This window comes from Mesotoga infera (assembly GCF_900157305.1).
GTDB classification, from domain to species: domain Bacteria; phylum Thermotogota; class Thermotogae; order Petrotogales; family Kosmotogaceae; genus Mesotoga; species Mesotoga infera.
In genome coordinates, this window is the sequence record NZ_LS974202.1 from 2,375,482 (window position 1) to 2,394,190 (window position 18,709).

17 protein-coding genes are annotated in these 18,709 nt (G+C 46.1%); 7 read left to right on the forward strand and 10 right to left on the reverse strand.

Annotation, left to right across the window (positions count from 1 at the left end; all coding sequences use genetic code 11):
* Window positions 1-3 precede the first annotated feature (3 nt).
* A complete protein-coding gene (locus MESINF_RS10795) occupies window positions 4-2,256 on the reverse strand; it encodes a WD40 repeat domain-containing protein (RefSeq protein ID WP_169699827.1) in 2,253 nt (750 codons plus the stop codon).
* Between the two features lie 68 nt (window positions 2,257-2,324).
* On the reverse strand, window positions 2,325-2,540 hold the full coding sequence (locus MESINF_RS13570; RefSeq protein ID WP_197712667.1) for a VOC family protein: 216 nt from the start codon (window positions 2,538-2,540) through the stop codon (window positions 2,325-2,327).
* A 706-nt stretch (window positions 2,541-3,246) separates the two neighbouring features.
* On the opposite strand from MESINF_RS13570, the gene MESINF_RS10805 reads away from it, so the two are divergent.
* The 7 genes from MESINF_RS10805 (at window position 3,247) to MESINF_RS10835 (ending at window position 9,699) form a co-directional block, all read left to right on the forward strand.
* Window positions 3,247-4,896 (forward strand): ABC transporter substrate-binding protein, encoded by a 1,650-nt coding sequence (locus tag MESINF_RS10805; RefSeq protein WP_169699829.1) that lies wholly within the window; start codon window positions 3,247-3,249, stop codon window positions 4,894-4,896.
* 110 nt (window positions 4,897-5,006) lie between these two features.
* Entirely contained in the window at window positions 5,007-5,987 is a 981-nt protein-coding gene (locus MESINF_RS10810) for an ABC transporter permease (RefSeq protein WP_169699830.1), read from the forward strand.
* Window positions 5,987-6,964: an ABC transporter permease gene (locus tag MESINF_RS10815; RefSeq protein WP_169699831.1), complete on the forward strand. Its 978-nt coding sequence runs from the start codon at window positions 5,987-5,989 to the stop codon at window positions 6,962-6,964. The genes MESINF_RS10810 and MESINF_RS10815 overlap by 1 nt, the downstream gene beginning before the upstream one ends.
* A gap of 5 nt (window positions 6,965-6,969) precedes the next feature.
* Window positions 6,970-7,956 (forward strand): ABC transporter ATP-binding protein, encoded by a 987-nt coding sequence (locus MESINF_RS10820; RefSeq protein ID WP_169699832.1) that lies wholly within the window; start codon window positions 6,970-6,972, stop codon window positions 7,954-7,956.
* Window positions 7,953-8,924: an oligopeptide/dipeptide ABC transporter ATP-binding protein gene (locus MESINF_RS10825; protein WP_169699833.1), complete on the forward strand. Its 972-nt coding sequence runs from the start codon at window positions 7,953-7,955 to the stop codon at window positions 8,922-8,924. The genes MESINF_RS10820 and MESINF_RS10825 overlap by 4 nt, the downstream gene beginning before the upstream one ends.
* Window positions 8,925-8,981: 57 nt before the next feature.
* Window positions 8,982-9,146 carry a hypothetical protein gene (locus MESINF_RS10830; RefSeq protein WP_169699834.1) on the forward strand — a complete coding sequence of 55 codons (165 nt, stop codon included), beginning with the start codon at window positions 8,982-8,984 and terminating at the stop codon, window positions 9,144-9,146.
* Between the two features lie 202 nt (window positions 9,147-9,348).
* Entirely contained in the window at window positions 9,349-9,699 is a 351-nt protein-coding gene (locus MESINF_RS10835; RefSeq protein ID WP_169699835.1) for a hypothetical protein, read from the forward strand.
* 75 nt (window positions 9,700-9,774) lie between these two features.
* On the opposite strand, the gene MESINF_RS10840 is transcribed toward MESINF_RS10835, so the two are convergent.
* From MESINF_RS10840 to MESINF_RS10875, 8 genes are all read right to left on the reverse strand, one after another.
* Window positions 9,775-10,563: an IS3 family transposase gene (locus MESINF_RS10840; protein WP_169699836.1), complete on the reverse strand. Its 789-nt coding sequence runs from the start codon at window positions 10,561-10,563 to the stop codon at window positions 9,775-9,777.
* 11 nt (window positions 10,564-10,574) lie between these two features.
* Window positions 10,575-10,841: a transposase gene (locus MESINF_RS10845; protein WP_169697945.1), complete on the reverse strand. Its 267-nt coding sequence runs from the start codon at window positions 10,839-10,841 to the stop codon at window positions 10,575-10,577.
* Window positions 10,842-11,540: 699 nt separating this feature from the next.
* Window positions 11,541-13,748, reverse strand: coding sequence for a D-ornithine 4,5-aminomutase subunit OraE (oraE, locus tag MESINF_RS10850; RefSeq protein WP_169699837.1), 2,208 nt, complete (start codon window positions 13,746-13,748; stop codon window positions 11,541-11,543).
* The gene (locus MESINF_RS10855) at window positions 13,732-14,118 is read right to left on the reverse strand and encodes an ornithine aminomutase subunit alpha (protein WP_169699838.1); all 387 of its coding nucleotides are present in this window, start codon (window positions 14,116-14,118) and stop codon (window positions 13,732-13,734) included. Before MESINF_RS10855 ends, oraE begins: the two co-directional genes overlap by 17 nt.
* Window positions 14,118-15,527: a 2-amino-4-oxopentanoate thiolase subunit OrtB gene (gene ortB / locus MESINF_RS10860; RefSeq protein WP_169699839.1), complete on the reverse strand. Its 1,410-nt coding sequence runs from the start codon at window positions 15,525-15,527 to the stop codon at window positions 14,118-14,120. The genes MESINF_RS10855 and ortB overlap by 1 nt, the downstream gene beginning before the upstream one ends.
* Entirely contained in the window at window positions 15,505-15,825 is a 321-nt protein-coding gene (gene ortA / locus MESINF_RS10865; RefSeq protein ID WP_169699840.1) for a 2-amino-4-oxopentanoate thiolase subunit OrtA, read from the reverse strand. Before ortA ends, ortB begins: the two co-directional genes overlap by 23 nt.
* Window positions 15,826-15,827: 2 nt before the next feature.
* Complete coding sequence (gene ord, locus MESINF_RS10870) at window positions 15,828-16,853, reverse strand: 2,4-diaminopentanoate dehydrogenase (RefSeq protein WP_169699841.1); 1,026 nt, start codon at window positions 16,851-16,853, stop codon at window positions 15,828-15,830.
* A 165-nt stretch (window positions 16,854-17,018) separates the two neighbouring features.
* A complete protein-coding gene (locus MESINF_RS10875) occupies window positions 17,019-18,683 on the reverse strand; it encodes a GspE/PulE family protein (protein ID WP_169701034.1) in 1,665 nt (554 codons plus the stop codon).
* Window positions 18,684-18,709 lie beyond the last annotated feature (26 nt).

The following is an 18,709-nucleotide window of genomic DNA, read 5'->3' on the forward strand; positions in this document are numbered from 1 at the left end:
GTCTCACATCAGCCTTACTTTTCGCTTCTTCTTTCTTATGAAAGAAGATCTAAATATAAGCAAAAGAAGGATAGCTATCGCTGCAACCGCAACCAACACAAGCAGCCAGTTAGTTTTTTTCTCGTCCATGGCCGGAGCTGCCAGTCTTATGGTTTTTTCAGAAGTGTTGCCTTCAAGATCTCTGGCAACGACTCTGTACTCGCCGTAATCTCCCACAATAACGAACATCTCTTTTTCTTTGAGATCCACCGGATATCTCTTCTCGGAGACTTCTACTTCAAGCACCTTTATATCGTCACTCACCTTGAAGTTCAGCATCTTTTCCTTATTGGCATCAGCGTATTGTACATCTTCGGCCTCTATAATCGGACTCTCGGTGATGATTTTCGTCTCGGTCAGTACATCTTTTTCGACCCAGCCATATTCTTTAACGAAGAAAGAATTTTCCCCCTCGGCCGTAACGGTTACTTCCTGACCGCGTCTGAGATTTCCTTGATCCCTTTCAACCCAGAAGGTTTTTGCGTTTGCATACAACGAAAAGGTGGCCCAGGCTTCGTTGCCCTCGTTATCTATAGCTGCCACACGGTATTCGCCAGTTCCAGCGACCTTGATTCTAATATTCTCGTGCGGAGAGTTCACAGATACCTCATCGCGTTTTTCGTCGGGTCCGATAACGATTACCGTTTTGACCTCATTGTTGTCGGTCACGACGAAATTAAGATGCTTTTCGTGGCCTATCATAACCTGTTGAGACGTTTGGCCTGTTATCTGGGGAGGTTCTATATCAGGTGCGATATCGGAAAAAAACTCACGCGAAAGCCATTCGCCGTTTACCAGAAGATCCATATCTTTGCGGTCGCTCACGACCACTTGATCGCCCCGCCTGTACGGTCCAACATTGTCTATCACATACATCTTGGTCTCTTCAAACTGAACTTCTAGTATTTTTTCATCGAAATTTCCTATTGAATCGAAAGCTTTGATGGTTAATGCACCGGCCGAGGTTGTTCTGAAGGTCACTTTGCCTGACTCTCCGATGGGGATTTCCTCATCGTTCACGGTGACTCTCACAACGGGCTGTGAAACAACGAAGGTCAAATCGGTATTATCAATAGTAATGGATTGTGGAGATTGAACGTATATTCTCGGGAGTTTATCTAGCTGGAGCAATAGACTTGACAACTCTGTTCCCTGCTGATTGGGCTGCTTCCCAGAAGAAGTTTTGACACGCGATGCGCCTTTACTCGAAGCAACCCAGTTACCATCGCCGTTGTAGGAAAAGTATTCCCCGTCTCCGAAGCCTATCAAGGTACCGAGAGCCACTCCTTTATCAACGTCCCATATCTTTACAGTACCGTCGCTCGAGCCAGAGTAAATTATGCTGGAATCACCCGATAGAACAATCGAAGAAACATCCCAAGTATGTCCCGTTATCATTTTTACCAGAGAGCCAAGCGGTAGAGAAAGTATCTTCACTGTTCTATCACGTGAGGAGGTGAATATCAAGTCCCCTCTTATGATTATCGCCGTTACCTCCGCGTTGTGAGCCTTTACTATTCTCAGTGCTGACCAGGTTTTTACATCGTAGAATTTCAACGGGCCATCTTTAGATCCAACTACCAGAATACTCCTTTTCTCATCCATATTGACAGACGAAAGAGCCCCAATTTCAGCCTTAATAACCTTCACCTGTTGACCTGTAGAAGTATCCCATATTCTCAATGTACCATCATCAGACACCGAGTATAGACGGTTTTGTTCTGGCCAGTGGACTATTGAATTTACCGGTCCCGAGTGGCCTCTCAACGATCTTATGAAAGCTAGTTCAGACAGAGACCAGACTTTTACTGTTCCATCGGAACCGGCCGAATAAAGTGTCTTACCGTCTTCCGTGACCAGTAAATAATTCACTGAACTCGTATGACTGCTAAGTGATTTTAAAGGTTTGCCAGTTTCCATCTCCCAAACTATTATCATGCCATCATCGTATCCAGCAATGCCAAGTCTTCCATCAGGTGATACTGCTAACGAAGTAACCCAGGAGCTGTGGAGTGAGAGGTTCATAGATAGCTTTCCATCAAGTAAGTTCCAGACCTTTACCGTGTTATCTATATAGCCGGCTAAAAGGCTTTTTCCATCAGTTGATAGTGCGATGCAGTTTATGCTGAAAGCCGTCTCGTCGGGAAAGTACTCCACGGAAAAAACGGCAGTCAAGCTAAGAAAAACGATAAAAAGAACAAGTAATAATTTTCTCAAATCCATCACCTTGGAAGGAATATTCATTCAATTCTATCATTTGATGATTTCGTGCACTATATAACCTGTTAATCAAGAAACTTCTGGATCTCAACTCTATAGCCTTCGGGATCTTTGAGAAAAAAGTGATAGATTCCAAATTTCTCGTTTATCGAAGGTCTATCCGGTGCCATTCCTAACTTAATAGCTTTTTCGTGAAAATCATCCACGAATTCCGTTAGAAAAGTCATTATTGGCGAGAGCGTGCCTGCCTCGACTGGAAGGTGTTCACAAAAACCTATCATACCTCCGGACGGCACTGAGTAAATTCTACAATTTCTCTGATCCCTAAATAGCTCCAAACCTAAAAAGCCTTGATAAAACTCGTTAATCTTTTCTAGGGAATGACAACCAAGGAAAAATATCACCCCATTAATTTTCATTAAACCACACTCCTTTCTATACAGTAAAGGTCCGATCTAAGATCGGACCTTTTCCGGTTGATAGTTCACACTTAATACGGAGTTGCTATGAGGAGAAGTCGCACTTAAAAAGGGTGTTGACATGCATTTTCGGTCTCTTTCAGCTCCCCAATATTTAAGACAGCGAGAAAGGAATCAAAGTTCAGGATGCTGTGTACCGATTATATTTTCTTTAAATTGCATATATGTTTAATTATGCGAAATAATTCCAGGAAACGTTCACCGTCCTTTTGAAATTACCTATGTAATAGCAGAGTTCAGAGATCACGGATAAGAGAAATGAAGGTTCGAAATACCAGATCGCCTTTAGTGACGTAATAAGCTGGCATGATAGGAGTACTTCAGGTAAGCTGTGTGTATCTGTGAAAGTTTGTATAAATGTATTTTCATATAAAACCCGCCTAATGGGAGTTCTTACTGTCATAATTAGCTGTAGCTGGTTATAGAAAGCTATAATTGTCTTTGGAATTGTATTGACTATTATCTATAATTTTATTTGTACAACTACCTGTAAAGGGGGAGAAGATTTATGAAAAAGGCTTTTGTAATTCTTTTCATCGTTTCGCTGTTGTTATCTGTAACAGTATTTGCGACAGATGTCAAAAGAGGAGGTACTCTCAGAATTACCTCTATGAAGCAGGGAATTCTAATCGAGAATTTCAATCCCTTCTCGCCAAATACCAATGAGATAGCGATTGGAGGTTTCTATGAAACCCTTATCTACTTCAATCCTATGACGGGAAGGATCATGAACTGGCTTGCAGAAAGCTATCAGTGGTCAGAAGACCTGCTTGAACTGACTTTCAATCTGAGAGAAAACGTCTTTTGGAACGATGGAACACCTTTCACTGAGAAAGATGTTCTCTTCACAGTTGGATTGGGAAAAGAAAACAGGGCGCTCGATGTCGCAAGCCTCTGGTCAACGGGTATCACGGGCGTTCGCTCGGATAAGCCGATGACTGTTACATTTACCTTCTCTGATGTCAACACGACTATTATCCAGAGGTTTTCCAGTGTCTTCATAGTTCCAGAACATATCTGGTCGAAAGTCGAAGATCCCCTTACTTGGATAGGAGAGGGAATTCCCGTAGGCACAGGACCATTCATACTGAAGGAAGGTTCCTTCAGTGAGCAGTCGTTCATTGTGGTTAGAAATCCAAATTACTGGCAGATCGGCGAAGATGGCAAACCTCTTCCTTACATAGACGAAGTCCTCACGCTTACCACCACCAACGAACAAGTGCCTCTCAGACTCGCCAGAGGCGAATTTGATTGGGCCGGTTATTTCGTAGCCAACATCGATGAAGTCTTCGTCAAGGCTGATCCCGAACATTTCAAGTATTGGCTGCCCGAAGGAAACCTGGTCTTCTTGAACCTCAACAACCTTAAGTGGCCTTTCGATAACTATAACTTGAGGGCAGCAGTGGCTGCAGCAATTGATCCGGTGGAGATAACCAGAATAATGGCTAGCGGAGCAGTGCCGGCTTCTTTAGCAGGGGTGAAGGCGAGTTATCTCAGGCTTGCAAAAAAGGGTCTAGATGAATACGGCATCGAATACGATCCTGATTATGCAAGGTATCTTATAGAGAAAGAAGGATATAAACTTGGCAGAAACGGCATCTATGAGAAGAATGGCAAAGCCCTTTCTCTAAATCTTTATGTTCCAACGGGATGGACCGACTGGATCATGGGAGCAGAAGAAGTGTCAAGACAGCTGAAAGAGATCGGAATTGAGGCTATCGTTACTCTGGCTGCCTGGCCATCTCCTTACAAAGACATGATATTCAATGGTAATTACGAAATGCTCTTTGGAATATCCGTCACCGGCACAAGTCCTTATTATCAGTTTGACAACTGGGTACATTCCAAACACTGGGCCCCGATCGGTGAAAATGCCGGTAACTATTACGGGATGCGTTACAAAAACGATAGAATCGACGAACTCCTCGACAGCTATAAAAAGTTGACCGATCCTCAGGCTCAGGATGAGATAATGGAAGAGGTTATAAGTATCTTTCTAAGAGATCTTCCTTCCGTACCTATGTTCTTCAACCCGGTATGGTTCGAATACAGTACCCGAAACTTCATAGGCTGGCCTAGCGCCGAAAATCCTTATGCAGAGCCGAGACCGACCGGTATGGACAAGATGCCTATCATGCTTTCTATCCATCTGAGATAACTCTTCTAAAGTAAACTTGCGGGCGTTCTCGCCCGCAAGTTTCATTCTTAAGTGCGAGAGGAGGTAAGGAGGTCCGCTTTCCAAAATGAAAAAGGGCTTTCTGGATAAACGTGGCTTACTTCGCTAGAAAGATCGGATTGTTGTTTTTTGCTTTGCTTGTGGCAGTCACGCTCAATTTTTTTATTCCCAGGATGATGCCGGGCGATCCCGCACAGGATCTGATGGACAAAATGCAGGGTATTCCATTGGAATCTCTTGAAGCTATAAGGGTCGCCTTTGGTGTTGACTCTTCCGACCCTATGATACTTCAATATGGGAAGTATCTTTTAAATCTTCTGAAGGGTGATCTTGGAATCTCTATTTCCAGGTTTCCGACACCGGTCTGGAGAGTTTTGCAGATAGCCATTCCCTGGACAGTTGGACTAATGGGCACCGCAACGATAATAAGTTTCTTTCTGGGTACTGTGATTGGAATAGGCGTAGCCTGGAAACGAAACACGAGGCTTGCCTCCTTCACTGTCGGGCTTTTCATTTTCGTGCGTTCCTTTCCCTACTTTTGGCTAGGATTACTGCTAATTTACTTTCTGGCTTTCAAGCTGCCGATATTCCCGCTGGGTAGCGCCTATACTCCGCAGCTTCAGAGAGGAACAATGGAATTCTTTTTGTCGGTTTTTAGGCACGCCATACTTCCGGCTCTGACCATAGTGATCTCATCTATGGGAGCCTGGATACTGACGATGAGGAACAATATGATTAATGTACTTGCCGAGGAGTACATTACTGTTGCTCAAGCCAAGGGACTTCCTCTTCGAAGGATCAAAACTTTGTACGCAGCAAAGAATGCAATACTTCCATCTATTACAGGCTTTGCCATGTCCCTGGGGTTTGTTGTCGGTGGGGGTTTGCTAACGGAAATGGTTTTTTCTTATCCGGGAGTAGGACTGATGCTTTATCAAGCCGTTCAAAGTAAGGATTATCCGCTTATGCAGGCGATCTTTCTCTTTATTTCGGTAGCTGTCCTACTGGCTAACTTCATCGCAGATATCGCGATCCTGATTCTCGATCCCCGTGTCCGGGATGGTGGTAAGTGATGTTGAAGGATACTTTTTCTCTCTTCATAGAGAATAGAAAGGCATTATTGGGGCTAATTATACTTATCTTTTTCTCCGGAGTGGCGATCTTCGCACCGATCATTGCACCTTACGATCCAAAGACGAACAAGGTCGATGTAATGAAGATAGTGAACGAAGAAATCGGCAGAACTACAACTATTGAAAGAGAACAGATCGACGAATTGACAGAAAGAAGGGTCTATACTCAGTCGATCACAACAACATATGAAAAAGTCACAACCAGGCTACCACTGAACGCCAAGCCTTCCAATCAACATTTGCTGGGAACCACGAAAGCAGGTCAGGATCTCTTTTCTCAGATGGTTTACGGAACAAGAATCACGCTTACGGTCGGACTGGTGACGGGGCTTTTTACAACGTTTCTTGCATTGTCGCTGGCACTTGCGGCAGGCTACTTCGGGGGTATAGTGGACGATGTTATATCTCTTTTCACGAACGTTTTTCTGGTTATTCCGAGCCTTCCCCTTATGATAGTTATCGCCGCTTATATAACCGTAAAGGGTGTGATTCCGATCGTTCTAATTCTGGGTTTAACCAGCTGGCCCTGGCCTACGAGGATACTTCGCTCGCAGGTAGTGAGCCTCAAGAACAGAGACTTCGTGAAAGTGGCTAGAAACTTAGGTGAAAGGCCTCTTTATATTGTCTTCAAGGAGATACTTCCGAATATGATCTCCCTGGTAATGGCCTCTTTTTTTTCGTCGACTATGGCTGCCATCATGGGAGAGGCTACGCTCGAGTTCCTTGGACTTGGCAACGTATCGGTGGTAAGCTGGGGTACAATCCTGTACTGGGCTCAGAACAGTGGAGCGCTTTTGTCGGGTGCATGGTGGTGGTTCCTTCCTCCGGGCATTTGTATAGCCCTGATCGGTACGTCTTTCGCCCTAATGAATTTTGCCATTGACGAAATCTCCAATCCAAAACTTAGAAAGAGATGATTTCAATGGATAAATACGATGTGACGCCGATACTGCAATGCAAAAAGCTTGTGGCCGGTTACAAGATGAAAAGCGGTTTCGTTCACGCTGTGGACGATGTCTCTTTTGATCTCGAAAAAGGCGGTTTTCTAGGAATAGCTGGTGAATCGGGGTGCGGCAAATCCACATTAGCCTTTGCCATTATGAGGCTTCTCAAAGATAACGCCAAAATAGAAAGTGGTGAAATAATCTTCAAGGGAAGGGATCTTGCTAGACTTAAAGACAATGAGATGAAAAAGATTCGCTGGGTCGATATATCGATGGTCTTTCAGTCGGCAATGAATGCCCTAAATCCCGTTCTTTCCATCGGAGAACAACTTACCGATGCGGTACATGCACACAGTGAAGTGACACAGAGCGAGGCGCATGATAAGGCAATCGAAGTGCTCAAACTGGTCGATATCTCTCAAGACAGATTCAATTCATATCCTCACCAGTTGTCGGGGGGAATGAAACAGAGAGTCATGATAGCGATGGCCCTTATTCTTAATCCCACACTCGTCATAATGGACGAACCGACGACGGCACTGGATGTTGTTGTGCAACGTACGATAATTGAAAAGATACAGGAGCTCAGGAATGCGCTGGGCTTTTCGGTGATATTTATCACTCATGACCTCTCTCTTTTAGTAGAGATCAGCGATACTTTGGCCATTATGTATGCAGGAAAGATAGTAGAGTACGGTTCCGCCCAGGCTCTTTTCAATCATCCTTTGCACCCATATACAATTGGGCTTATGAACTCTTTCCCCTCTCTCACCGGTAAGATAAGCAGAATGGGAGGTATTGAGGGAAAGCCACCGAATCTGCTCGATCCGCCTGAAGGCTGCAGATTCAGCCCGCGCTGTCCTCAAGCTATGAGCATCTGTAGAAAGTCTTATCCATCGCTGGAAAATAAAGGTGAAAATCATAGCGTTGCCTGTTTTCTTCACGAAGGAGTTGATAAGCCATGAATAACGACATACTGCTTCTTGAAAGAGTTTCGAAACATTTTCCGGTAAACTCCCTCAGAAGAGGCGGTAAGTATGTACATGCCATGGATGAGATCTCTTTCTCTCTAAAAAGGGGAGAAGTTCTAGCGATAGTTGGAGAATCGGGGAGTGGAAAGACCACCACGGCAAATGTTATAGCCAGAATTTACAAACAAACTTCCGGCAGCGTAACCTTCGAAGGCAGAGAAATAAGCAAAAATATGTCGCGCGAAGATGAATTGAGATACCACAAAAAAGTCCAGATGATTTTTCAGGATCCCTTTGGAGCTCTCAACCCAACACGAACTGTCGAAGGAATATTGGAGCGACCTTTCCTGATTCACAAAATCGCCAGCAAGAGAAAAGACGTAAAAGACAGGATAGATGAGATACTCACCCAGGTTGGTCTTGAACCTCCTGAACAGTTCACCAGAAAGTTTCCCCATGAACTATCTGGAGGACAAAGGCAAAGGGTAAATATTGCAAGGGCCTTCGCTGTCGAGCCTGAACTGATTCTGGCCGACGAACCTACTTCGATGCTCGATGTTTCGAACAGAATGAGTATTATGAATATGATGCTTTACCTTAAAGAAAGTCACGGTGTATCCTTCATATACATAACCCACGATCTTGCCGGTGCCCGCTATATGAGCGACAGAATAATAGTCATGTACGCGGGCATGATCATGGAGATTGGCACGGCCGAAAAGATTATTAACGACTCTTTTCATCCATACACAAAACTGTTAAAAACGGCTGCCCCCTCTCCAGAGATTGGGTTGAAGCGGAAGAAGCTAATTACGAGTGGAGATATTCCGTCGCTGATCGATCCTCCAGATGGTTGTCGTTTTCATCCCAGATGTCCTTTCGCAAGCGATATTTGTTCTCTGGAGATGCCGGTAATGAAGAAGATCGACGAAGATCATTATGCGAGATGTTTTCTCAGATAAATCTTCGGTTAAACCCTTGGGTTCAGGGGATCCCATATAAGTCTTAAAGAAAAGATTATGGGGATTGCCAAAGTATTCGCCGCGATGAGCCATTACAAAACCCACAGTGTAGAACACGGCGCAGGAATGACCCTGAAAGAAATAAGCGACAATTCCAGCAGATTCGACAGTGATTTGGTAGATGCCTATTTCCATTGCTTCAAAAGAGACTCCAAAATTTGATCGTTCTTCCACGCAGCGGTATAAACTATGAGAGGAATCAATTGCTGTTCAATTCTTCGACCTGTGCTTAATTCTGTTAGTATGAATTATATGTGGTTCATATATTCCGGATATTTCTATACGACACTATTCAAAGGTGTGGAATGGCCAGCCAAATGTATATAATTATACTTTACGAGAATGGAGGAGGATGAGAAGAGCTATGAGAAACAGATCTCCGGATCTTAACTACAAATCTTTTGTAAGAAACAGACTGACGATGTTCGAGTACAGGAGAAAGCCATTGCTAGATCAGCTTGAGAGAATTAAAAGCGATATGGAGAAACTCAAGCCTCAAGATGATGGTGAAAAACTCCAAAGACCCAGCTGGGCTAAGTCGGTGAACTCTGAGAAGGTTCCTTCTTTAAGCAAAATAAGTTCATTCGATGAAAGGAGATACAACGATCTTCATAAAAGAATGATAGAAGTGGAAGAAAAACTGGAGACACTGGACATCGAAGAGGAAGATATTGAATTGGAAGCGATTGCGGACGTGATATGCCCCCAAAAGTGAGACAAGTATAAAGAGAAAGAGTTGCATAAAGAGTGTCTCAATAGTGATGATTCACAGTGAATCATCACTCGCGAATCAGTAACTGAGAATATGGAATCTGATCGGTGTTTCATAAGCGATGCTCGAATGTGGTCTTTGACAATTATACTCTTTGATCCAGCCATAGATAGCCTGCTTAATCTCTTTCAAGGGCATTAGGTTGAGATCGAGCATTCTGAGGCATTCATCCTCGAATCTGGCGTTGAATGACTCGCTGAAGCCATTCTGTTGTGGCTTGCCCTTCTCTATGAATTCATGCCTTATCCTGGCATTGGAGAGGAACCTGTTAAGTCTCCACTCTTTGAACTCGGAGCCATTGTCAGTTCTGAAGATTCTTGGTCTTGAATAGAGGGCTATTGACTTTTCAATGACCAGCAACACTCTGGATGCGGGGATGGAGAAATCTACCAGTGTTCCAACGACGAGCCTTGAGAAATCGTCGATCACAATAAGGATTCTGAGCTTTCTACCTCTCAGGTACAACTCAAGGAAGTCAGCGGACCATACATGAGCCGGATACTCTGGAGTGGCGAGATGTATAGGTTTGCTGCACTTGAGCTTTCTCGAGGCTTTGACTGGTTTCTGCAGAGAGAGCTGCGAGCAGATCCTGTAGACCTTCTTGTGATTGACCTTAATGCCTTCTCTCTTGAGGAGAACGTGAATCCTTCTGTAACCATACTCCGGGTGTTTGTAAGCGATCGCCGCCATTGTGGATGATAATGGATCTATCTTTGAAGGGGCCAGCAACCTGTAGAGCTTGGCCTTGGATATTGAGAAGCCTTCACAGATGACCCTGGCTGGCAAACCGAACTCCTTCAAGAACATCACCGCATCTCTCAAGACTCGTTTTTTTTAATGAACTCCCTGAGAGCCTGGTTTTCCAGCTCCTTCTCAACTACAAGCTTTCTTAGGGATTCGTTCTCCTCCTTGAGGACAGCCATTTCTTTTGCCTGATTTGAAGATAGACCGCTGTAGTTGTCTTGCCAGCGATAGTATGTGCTTGTGCATATGTTGTACTTTCTGCAAACGGCAGTCACTGAGGTCATCTTTGCTTCCGAGAGGATCTGGATTATCTTCTCGATTGAGTACTTTTTCCCTTTCATTTTGGTTCGCCTCCCTTAGTAAGTCTATCATTTACTTTGTCTCGTTTTAGGGGAGCAGACCAGACGAAGTCAGGCGCTTCGATACACTACAAAGGGAATATCTCGAATCACTGGAGAAGGCTAGGAAAGAATTCGAAGTCGAATGGGATCTGACCAGCATAGAACTCAAGTATTCGGAAAAAAACTATATTCATCAATTGATGTCGAAACTCGAATCTCTACGCAGCAGACAGAATGAAATCAACAACCGAAAGATACAACGTGAGCTAAAAAAGAAACAGGAAACGACAGGCGCAACCATGGGGACCAGAACTGTAAATATCGGAGAGGATCAGACAGCTTCTGATGCAGGACGGGCTGCACAAAAACCGGCAGGCAAAGAAAACCCCAGGCAGCCGGAGACAGGAGAATCACAAAAAATAATTAGAAGAAGAGGAGGCGGGCAAATCAAGGATGACCAATGATACCCGCATGACGGAAAGGGAGTAAGACTGTCATCCAATAGTGCTACTTGCTATCTCGTCCTTCTCGTCCGTTTCCTCCTCTCTAAGTAACCGCAACAGAGACTAGGGGTAACGGGTCAGAGGTTAGAAAGTCAAGATCTTCACGCTCTTCACACCTCTACCCTCTGACCCCCAGTCTTATCAGGAACCTGGACACACATCATCGAAACTAAGAACCGCTCTTCCTACGTTCTTTTTAACTTACACCTGTATCCGCTTTCCTCATCTCTCTCTTTTTTTTAACCAGGAAAGATGCAACATGTATTCCCTTGGTTCCTCTGCCAAAGCCTGCATCCATGCCGCATTCTACGGCCAGTTCATTGGTTATTTGCGTACCTCCCGAGACGAGTATGAGTTTGTCCCTAACACCCTTCTCGATCGAGAGCTCCGAAATCTTCTTCATATTATCAATGTGAACATCGTTGTGGGTGATTATAGTGGAGACTAGTATGGCGTCGGCTCCAGTCTCAATGGCCGCATCGATAAACTTCTCAGGATTCACACTCGTACCGAGATATGTGTATTTAAAACCATATTTCTCTATGCCGCCATGTTTGATATCGAGTATCTCCCTTATGCCAACCGAGTGCTCATCGTTTCCGACGGTACCGGCTACCACTTTCATGGGAACCTCTTTCAGGTAGCCGTTTATCTCTTCTGGCTCCAACAGGTCGGGCTTTTTTGGCAATTCCAGGCTTTCTCTTTCAATTTTGAAAGGCACTCTGGCTTTCAGTTCTAGGTACGTTCCTTCGACCGGGTGAAGAACGGTCTTGCTTATTACAGTAGCCTCCTGCAGACCCATTCTTCTTGCAATTTCCAGAGCCGCGGCCTCTGCATGATCCAGATCGTCTGGTATTGTGAGATCTAACTGTACCCAACCGTCACTCCACCATTCCACTTCCGGTCCTATCAGCCCGGCCTTTCTATCCTCAAGCTGCGTAGTGATTCTCAGATTCACATTGTCACTTTCGTCTAGCTCATCTATATACTTGATCTTACTCCTATCTTCTAGAGTACACATACCTATCGGTTCATCGGGTCTATTCAAGCCCTCTGGTATGTTATTATACCCAAAGTGTTCGCAGACGGGCGCGTAATAATCATCCTCTCTTGCCACGACGGTACCGGCTCCGATGCCGCCTTCTTTCATCCTGGCTATCCCGTCTCCATTTCGTTCGGGGTACTGTCCGTTGTCAACGAAGAAGCCTTGCTCTACGGCTTCGAAGTAGCCTCCCGATTCTATTATCTCCTCCATCATAAGGATGGCTCGCATCTTCATTTCTCTTATCTGAGGTCTTACAGCCTCTTCATTTACCTTTACGAGGTCCTTTATACCATCCAGGGCCAGAAGAGTATGTTTCGCTGTTTCTATACCCCTTATTGAGTTTATGTGCCAGGGCACGTTTCTGCCTTCATCGGGGGTTATCGTGGATTGTATATCGGCTTTGGTCAGACGAGATATCAGTGTATCCAGAACATGGATACGTGTCGCGTCCAGAAGGTCCGATTCAATGTAACGGGTGTTCATCTGGGCTCTGAAACGATATTCTTTAAAGAGTTCTCTCAACGTCAGTGCATAAATGAAGTTCAGTCTGAATTCCGGGGCCGGAGCCGTAACTGGCGGCACCGTTGAGAGGGCGATCAGATCCTTTTTCATTCCGACTCTGATCGAGAAGGCGCAATTTATGGCATGCTGGACTAGAAGTTCCGGCATGACTTTCCAGGCACTCTTTGAAGAGGCATTCGCGTTGTGCGCTCCATCGATTTGGAGCATATCGACACTGGCCATGATCTTCTTCGCTACGGCCGCGTCCACAAAAGATCTTATGGGGTTGATTCCCCTGTAGAGAACATTGTACTGGGGGTCCTGGTGGGCACCGTTGACTCCCTCTTCGGCGAAGAGAACGGCTATCTCTGGACCGGCCACACCGCTGACGTAAGAGTGGAAGTTTATCGGACGGCCCACTTCGTCTTCGATAATATCGAGTGCCTTTCGGGTCGCCCGAAGCTGTTTTCTGGTGATCGGGATGCCTCCGATTCCCTCGGGCGTTCCCTCGATCAAACCATCTATGTGGCTCTGACCGAGCGTTCTTATAACCATTATGTGATCAGCCCCATGCCAGGCAGCCATCCTCATTCTTCGAATGTCGTCCTCGAAGCGTCCTGAAGCGATTTCCGAGGTGATCACCGGATCGGGCTGGGGATCGATATTTTCGAAATAATGTGCCGCAGGGAGTCCTATACCGTTTTTCAGAGGTTCGCTGATTTGATTGTAGGTGAAGCCATCGACTCGTGTGCCAGCAGGAAGTTGCTTTCGCCATGCCCAGCCTTTTCTTCGCGGAGAGTATTTTTCAAGGTCCTTCAGGATCTCTTCGACTCTCAATTTTTCATTCGGCAACAGCATTTTCCTTCCTCCTCTTGAAAATCTCGATAAGCTCTTCCCAGCCCCGGCCTTGGGCAAGTTCTTTCGCGGATTCTTCTACGCTTTTACCAGTGTATTGAGAGTATCTCAATACCAAGTGACCAGCTCCTTTTCCTAGCAGACCCAGTTCCAAGGCTTTTGAAACGATCGCCCCGGCTTGAAAGCTGTCCATCCCCATTCTCAGGAGTACCGAACGTTCGATCGAAGGGCTTGTGTGCGTTCTTGCGAGTTCGACGAGAGGATCGACTATCTTTCCGGCCAGTTCCCAGAACAGTCTGTCGAGCTGCTCGTCGTTTAGACGCTGTAAATGTTCACTTCTCCGGTCGAAATCATCAGGTCGCTGTATTGCCATTACCGACTTACCTCCTTTATGAGCCGAGCCGTCTCATCAGTTGTGAGTCTGAGTTCCTGTGCAAGATAATCCAGGTCTCTTTCCGAGGGGAGTATCTGACGTTTGATCAGCTCTCTTATATAGGACTCTCTCAGTCTATCCAGTCCAAGTTCTGTGTACATTATCTGTGAGGGATTTTCCGGAATTGCGATCACTTTGCCCGGTACATCGTCAGTTAAGGGATCGCCCCTGATTACTTTCACACCGTTTTTCCTCGCAAAGGTCAACTGGGCCGATGGAGCCTTTCCCGCGCCGGTGTACTCCGTTTCCTGAACCACTATGGTTGAGTCTTTCGGCAGTTCTTTGGCCAGCGCTATCGCAGCGGTCAAACTGGTGTTCCCGGCCGGCCCCCTCTGGAGACCTTCTAGACGTGCCAGCATTTCTGTGACGTAGAAGACTTCTCCCTGCTTGACCAACAGATAACGGTCCATATATCTGAGAGGTCTTGCGGCATTTCTGGGTACATCGCTCCTGTCAGGGAAGACGGCGAAAGGTATTCCGAACCCGGTGTGTCCTGTAGTGAAGGATTTCCTGTTGAAATCTCTGTCGCTGGCCATGTGAAGACCTGATAGATCTACGCTCACACCTATCACGCCGGTTTTATCGGCCCCAGCCTTGATCAAGCCCCTGGCAGTTCCGGTGAGATTTCCTCCGCCGGCGTGTGTCGCGAGAACGAAGTCGGGATCTTTGCCGATCACTCTTCTGGACTGCTGGGCTATTTCGAAGCCGAGCGACTCGATTCCGGCTATCGCAAAGGGTGTGTAAAGCGAGGCATTGAAATACCCTGTCTCTTCAAGCAGGATCAAAAAGTAATAGAAGAGTTCGGGACCTACAGTGAGCTGAGCAACCTCGGCGCCATAGGCCTCGCAGGCCCTGGCCTTCTCCAGTATCTCGGGTTGACCGGTACCGGTGCTGTCGTAACACTCTTGAATGACTATGCATTTGAGACCCCTCTTCATTGCCTGCGAAGCGACAGCCGCCCCGTAGTTGCCGCTGGTCGCCGCGATTACACCTCTGTAACCGAGCTCCTTAGCCCTGGCGACGCTTATAGAAGCCCTCCTGTCTTTGAAACTTCCAGAGGGGTTGGCAGCCTCGTCCTTGAGAAAGATCCTGGCACCCTTACCCGGTTCGCTGATTTCCCTCACTAATCTTGTAATGTTCTTGAGCTCGACCAGAGGGGTATTTCCAACGCCTGTTTCACGCTGTATAGCAGTTATTTCTTCCATATGGTAAACAGTGTCGCTCATCAAACCTTCGTAGTCGAATCCGATACCTTCTAGCTCATATTTGTCGTATTCGATACCTATCGAAGCCCGCATGATTTCAGTCTTTCTTGACATCACCGATTCATAACTCATACTCATTTTCATCACCACCGGCCAGCCAGGCGGTCAATTCGTCACCGGCCTGAGAAAGTTCGGGGATATAATCGCCAAAATCGTGTACATGTCGCGGTTCTATTATCTCGAGAGTTCCTTCCAGCGTTCTTCCGGCAGCCGTTCGAATCCTGACGACCTGACCGATGGAAGCCACCTCATCCTGTAAAAAACCCCTGACTCTCAATTCCAGTGGAACGTTTGCGGTATCGGAAGGAGCTGATGGAGCACGCTCTCCAGCTTTCAATAAAATGCTGTGAATCTGCACCCACTGTCCTCTTCTAGCCGTCATTTCTAGATCTCCTTAATGTCGTCCATCAAGCATTTTGGAACGGGCAATTCACTCATGTTAAGTAATCCAGGTGCTGCGTTTATTACTTCCGGTATCATATTGGTCGCCAGCGCTATGGTACCCTTTCCGCCGGGTATCTCCGGTTTTATCGAAAGATGTATATCGGGCTCACCGTAGATATCTATATAGTCGCCGGTTTCGATACCCTCTATCGCAGGCAGTATCTGTTGCGGATGTATAAGCTCTATCTTCAATTCGTCACCGCAGAAACCTCTGCCTGTATGCCTGCAACCCGCTACCATACCAGGCTTTACGTGGGCAACAGCAGTTTTGCGTTCTGTAATTGAGATTATCGGTTCTCTGGTTTCCTCGATTCTGTCGATTCTCCAGCCGACGGCGTTGCCTATCATAGCTATCGATTGCTGAAAGCCTATGTGTCCCACTATCTCTCCCTTTTCTAGACCTCGTTTGAACTCCTCTGGAGTGGTTCCCACGCCTTGGGTCTCCATGACGGTCTTGCCAAAAGGCGAGAGGTCATTTATCCTGCTGGCTTTTATTCTATCGATTTTGAGACAGGCCCCGGTCATGGCTATTATCAGAAAATCTAGAACGAAACCAGGATTAATTCCCGTTCCAAGTATGGAGATTCCGTATTTACAAGCGAGGTTTTCCAGAATTTTAGACTCTTCGGGATTTGACTCGTAAGGATAAGCCATTTCCTCCGCAATGGTAAGTACGTTTACGTTATTCTTCGCCGCTAGTTCTATTTTCGGCATAACTTCGTTAACGAAGGAGTTCGTTGCAATTATAACTATGTCGGGCCTCGTCTCCAGAATCGCCTTTTCCGGTTCGGAGTAAACTCTGCGACCACTTCTTTCCAGACCTAGAACTTCACCGAGATCCCTGTCGATCTTCGATGGATCTCTCTCGATGGCACCTACCAACTGGAGCTCTTTCTTTCTTAGAACGTTTTTCGCGATGCCACTTCCCATGGCACCAAGACCCCATACAAGCACTCTGTATGCCATAAATAACCTCCCTGTTCGATTTTCTTGTATTCCTCCATTTAAAATCCTACCATCGAAATCAGGGCCAGGCTATTTGGGCAATTATCGGCTAACGGCGATAAAAGCCGAATATTCGAATCTTATTCGATTATGTTTGAGTATGCGTGAGTATAGAGTGTAACCGAATCAGATTTCTATGGCGACTCTCTTTATCTCCTCGATCGAAGTCACTCCGTCTATAACTTTCTGGACTCCATCGGTGTAGAGCGTTCTCATACCACCGGAAATTGCAACCGCGGAGATCTCTCTTTCCGACGCGTTTTCGGCAATGAGCTGTCTCAACTTGTTATCCACAATGAGAACCTCGTGGATACCGGTTCTTCCACGGTAACCCATTCCGCGGCATTCTGGGCAGCCGTTTCCCGGAATGTATTCGACGAAATCATCTCTGTTGGGATATATTTGACTCGCTACTCTCTTAACTTCCTCCCTCATCGGAATCTTTATTTTACAGTTGTTACAAAGCTTTCTCACCAGCCTCTGACCGACAACGCCGATAAGCGAGGTGCCAAGTAGGAAGGGATCGACTCCTATATTAACGAGTCTAGCCACGGCTCCCGAAGCGCTGTTTGTGTGTATCGTCGAGAAGACGAGATGACCGGTGAGCGAGGCTTCGATTGCCAGCTGGGCCGTTTCTCTGTCACGGATCTCTCCTACCATTATGATGTCCGGATCTTGCCTGAGGAATGATCTTAAATACCGGGCGAAAGTCAGACCTATCTCCGAGTTGACCTGGCATTGAGCGATACCCTCGATCGTGTACTCGACGGGGTCTTCGGCAGTTAGTACGTTGACCTTGTCGGAAGTGACCTGGTTCAAGACCGCCACAAGCGTGGTTGATTTACCGCTTCCAGTCGGTCCCGAGACCAGTATTATGCCATAAGGAGAGTATATGATGCTTTCAAAACGTTCTCTGTTGTAATCGGAGAGCCCGAGGTCTTCGAGTCTTTTCTTTGCGTTTGAAACCCTTAAAATCCTTAAAACTACCTTCTCTCCGAAGATGGTAGGCATGGTGGAGACTCTAAGGTCAAATTGTTCGCCACCGCGTCTTATGTAAAACTTTCCATCCTGAGGGAATCTTCTATCGGAGATATCCATATTGCACATGACTTTGATTCTAGATACTACTGAATTATGGGCTTTTCTCGGATAACTCAACACTTTCCTAAGAACACCGTCTATCCTGAGCCGGGCTACAGCCATCTTTTCGTAAGGTTCTAGATGAACGTCACTGGCATCGCTCCTTATACCGTTGTCTAGAAGGGAGTTTATGAATTTCGCGACCGGTGTGTCTTCGCTATCCTGGACTTTTTCTTCATCTATTCCGATCTCGGAGTCCTCTATGTTGAAAGTATGCTCTATGATCTCGCTGGAAGCTGATTCTTCGTAAGAAGACTTGTAGAGGGCGTCGAAGATAGGTGGAGGAACGAGCAACGTATTCACACGACTTCCGGTCAAAAACGAAAGTTCCCTGTCTATCTGCGGAACTTTCAGAACATCGGTCGTGACGACCCTTATCGTGTTTGTTTCCGGCAGGTATTCTATGGGAATAACTTTGAGTCTATCGGCAACAGGCTTGGGAATCATCCGGAGAATCTCCGGAGAGAGCAAGTTGGGAACCTCTTCAAGGACCTTGAGACCGTACTGCCTCGAAAGGGCACCGTAGATATCCTCCCAGGAGATCACTCCCATTCCTACCAGAGTCTCTCCGAGGGGTTTCCCGACTTTTTTTTGGATAGCGACGGCCTGCTTAAGATCGTCTTCACTCAGGAGACCGTGTTCGACGAGCATCTCCCCGAGCCTTTTATAGACCTTCA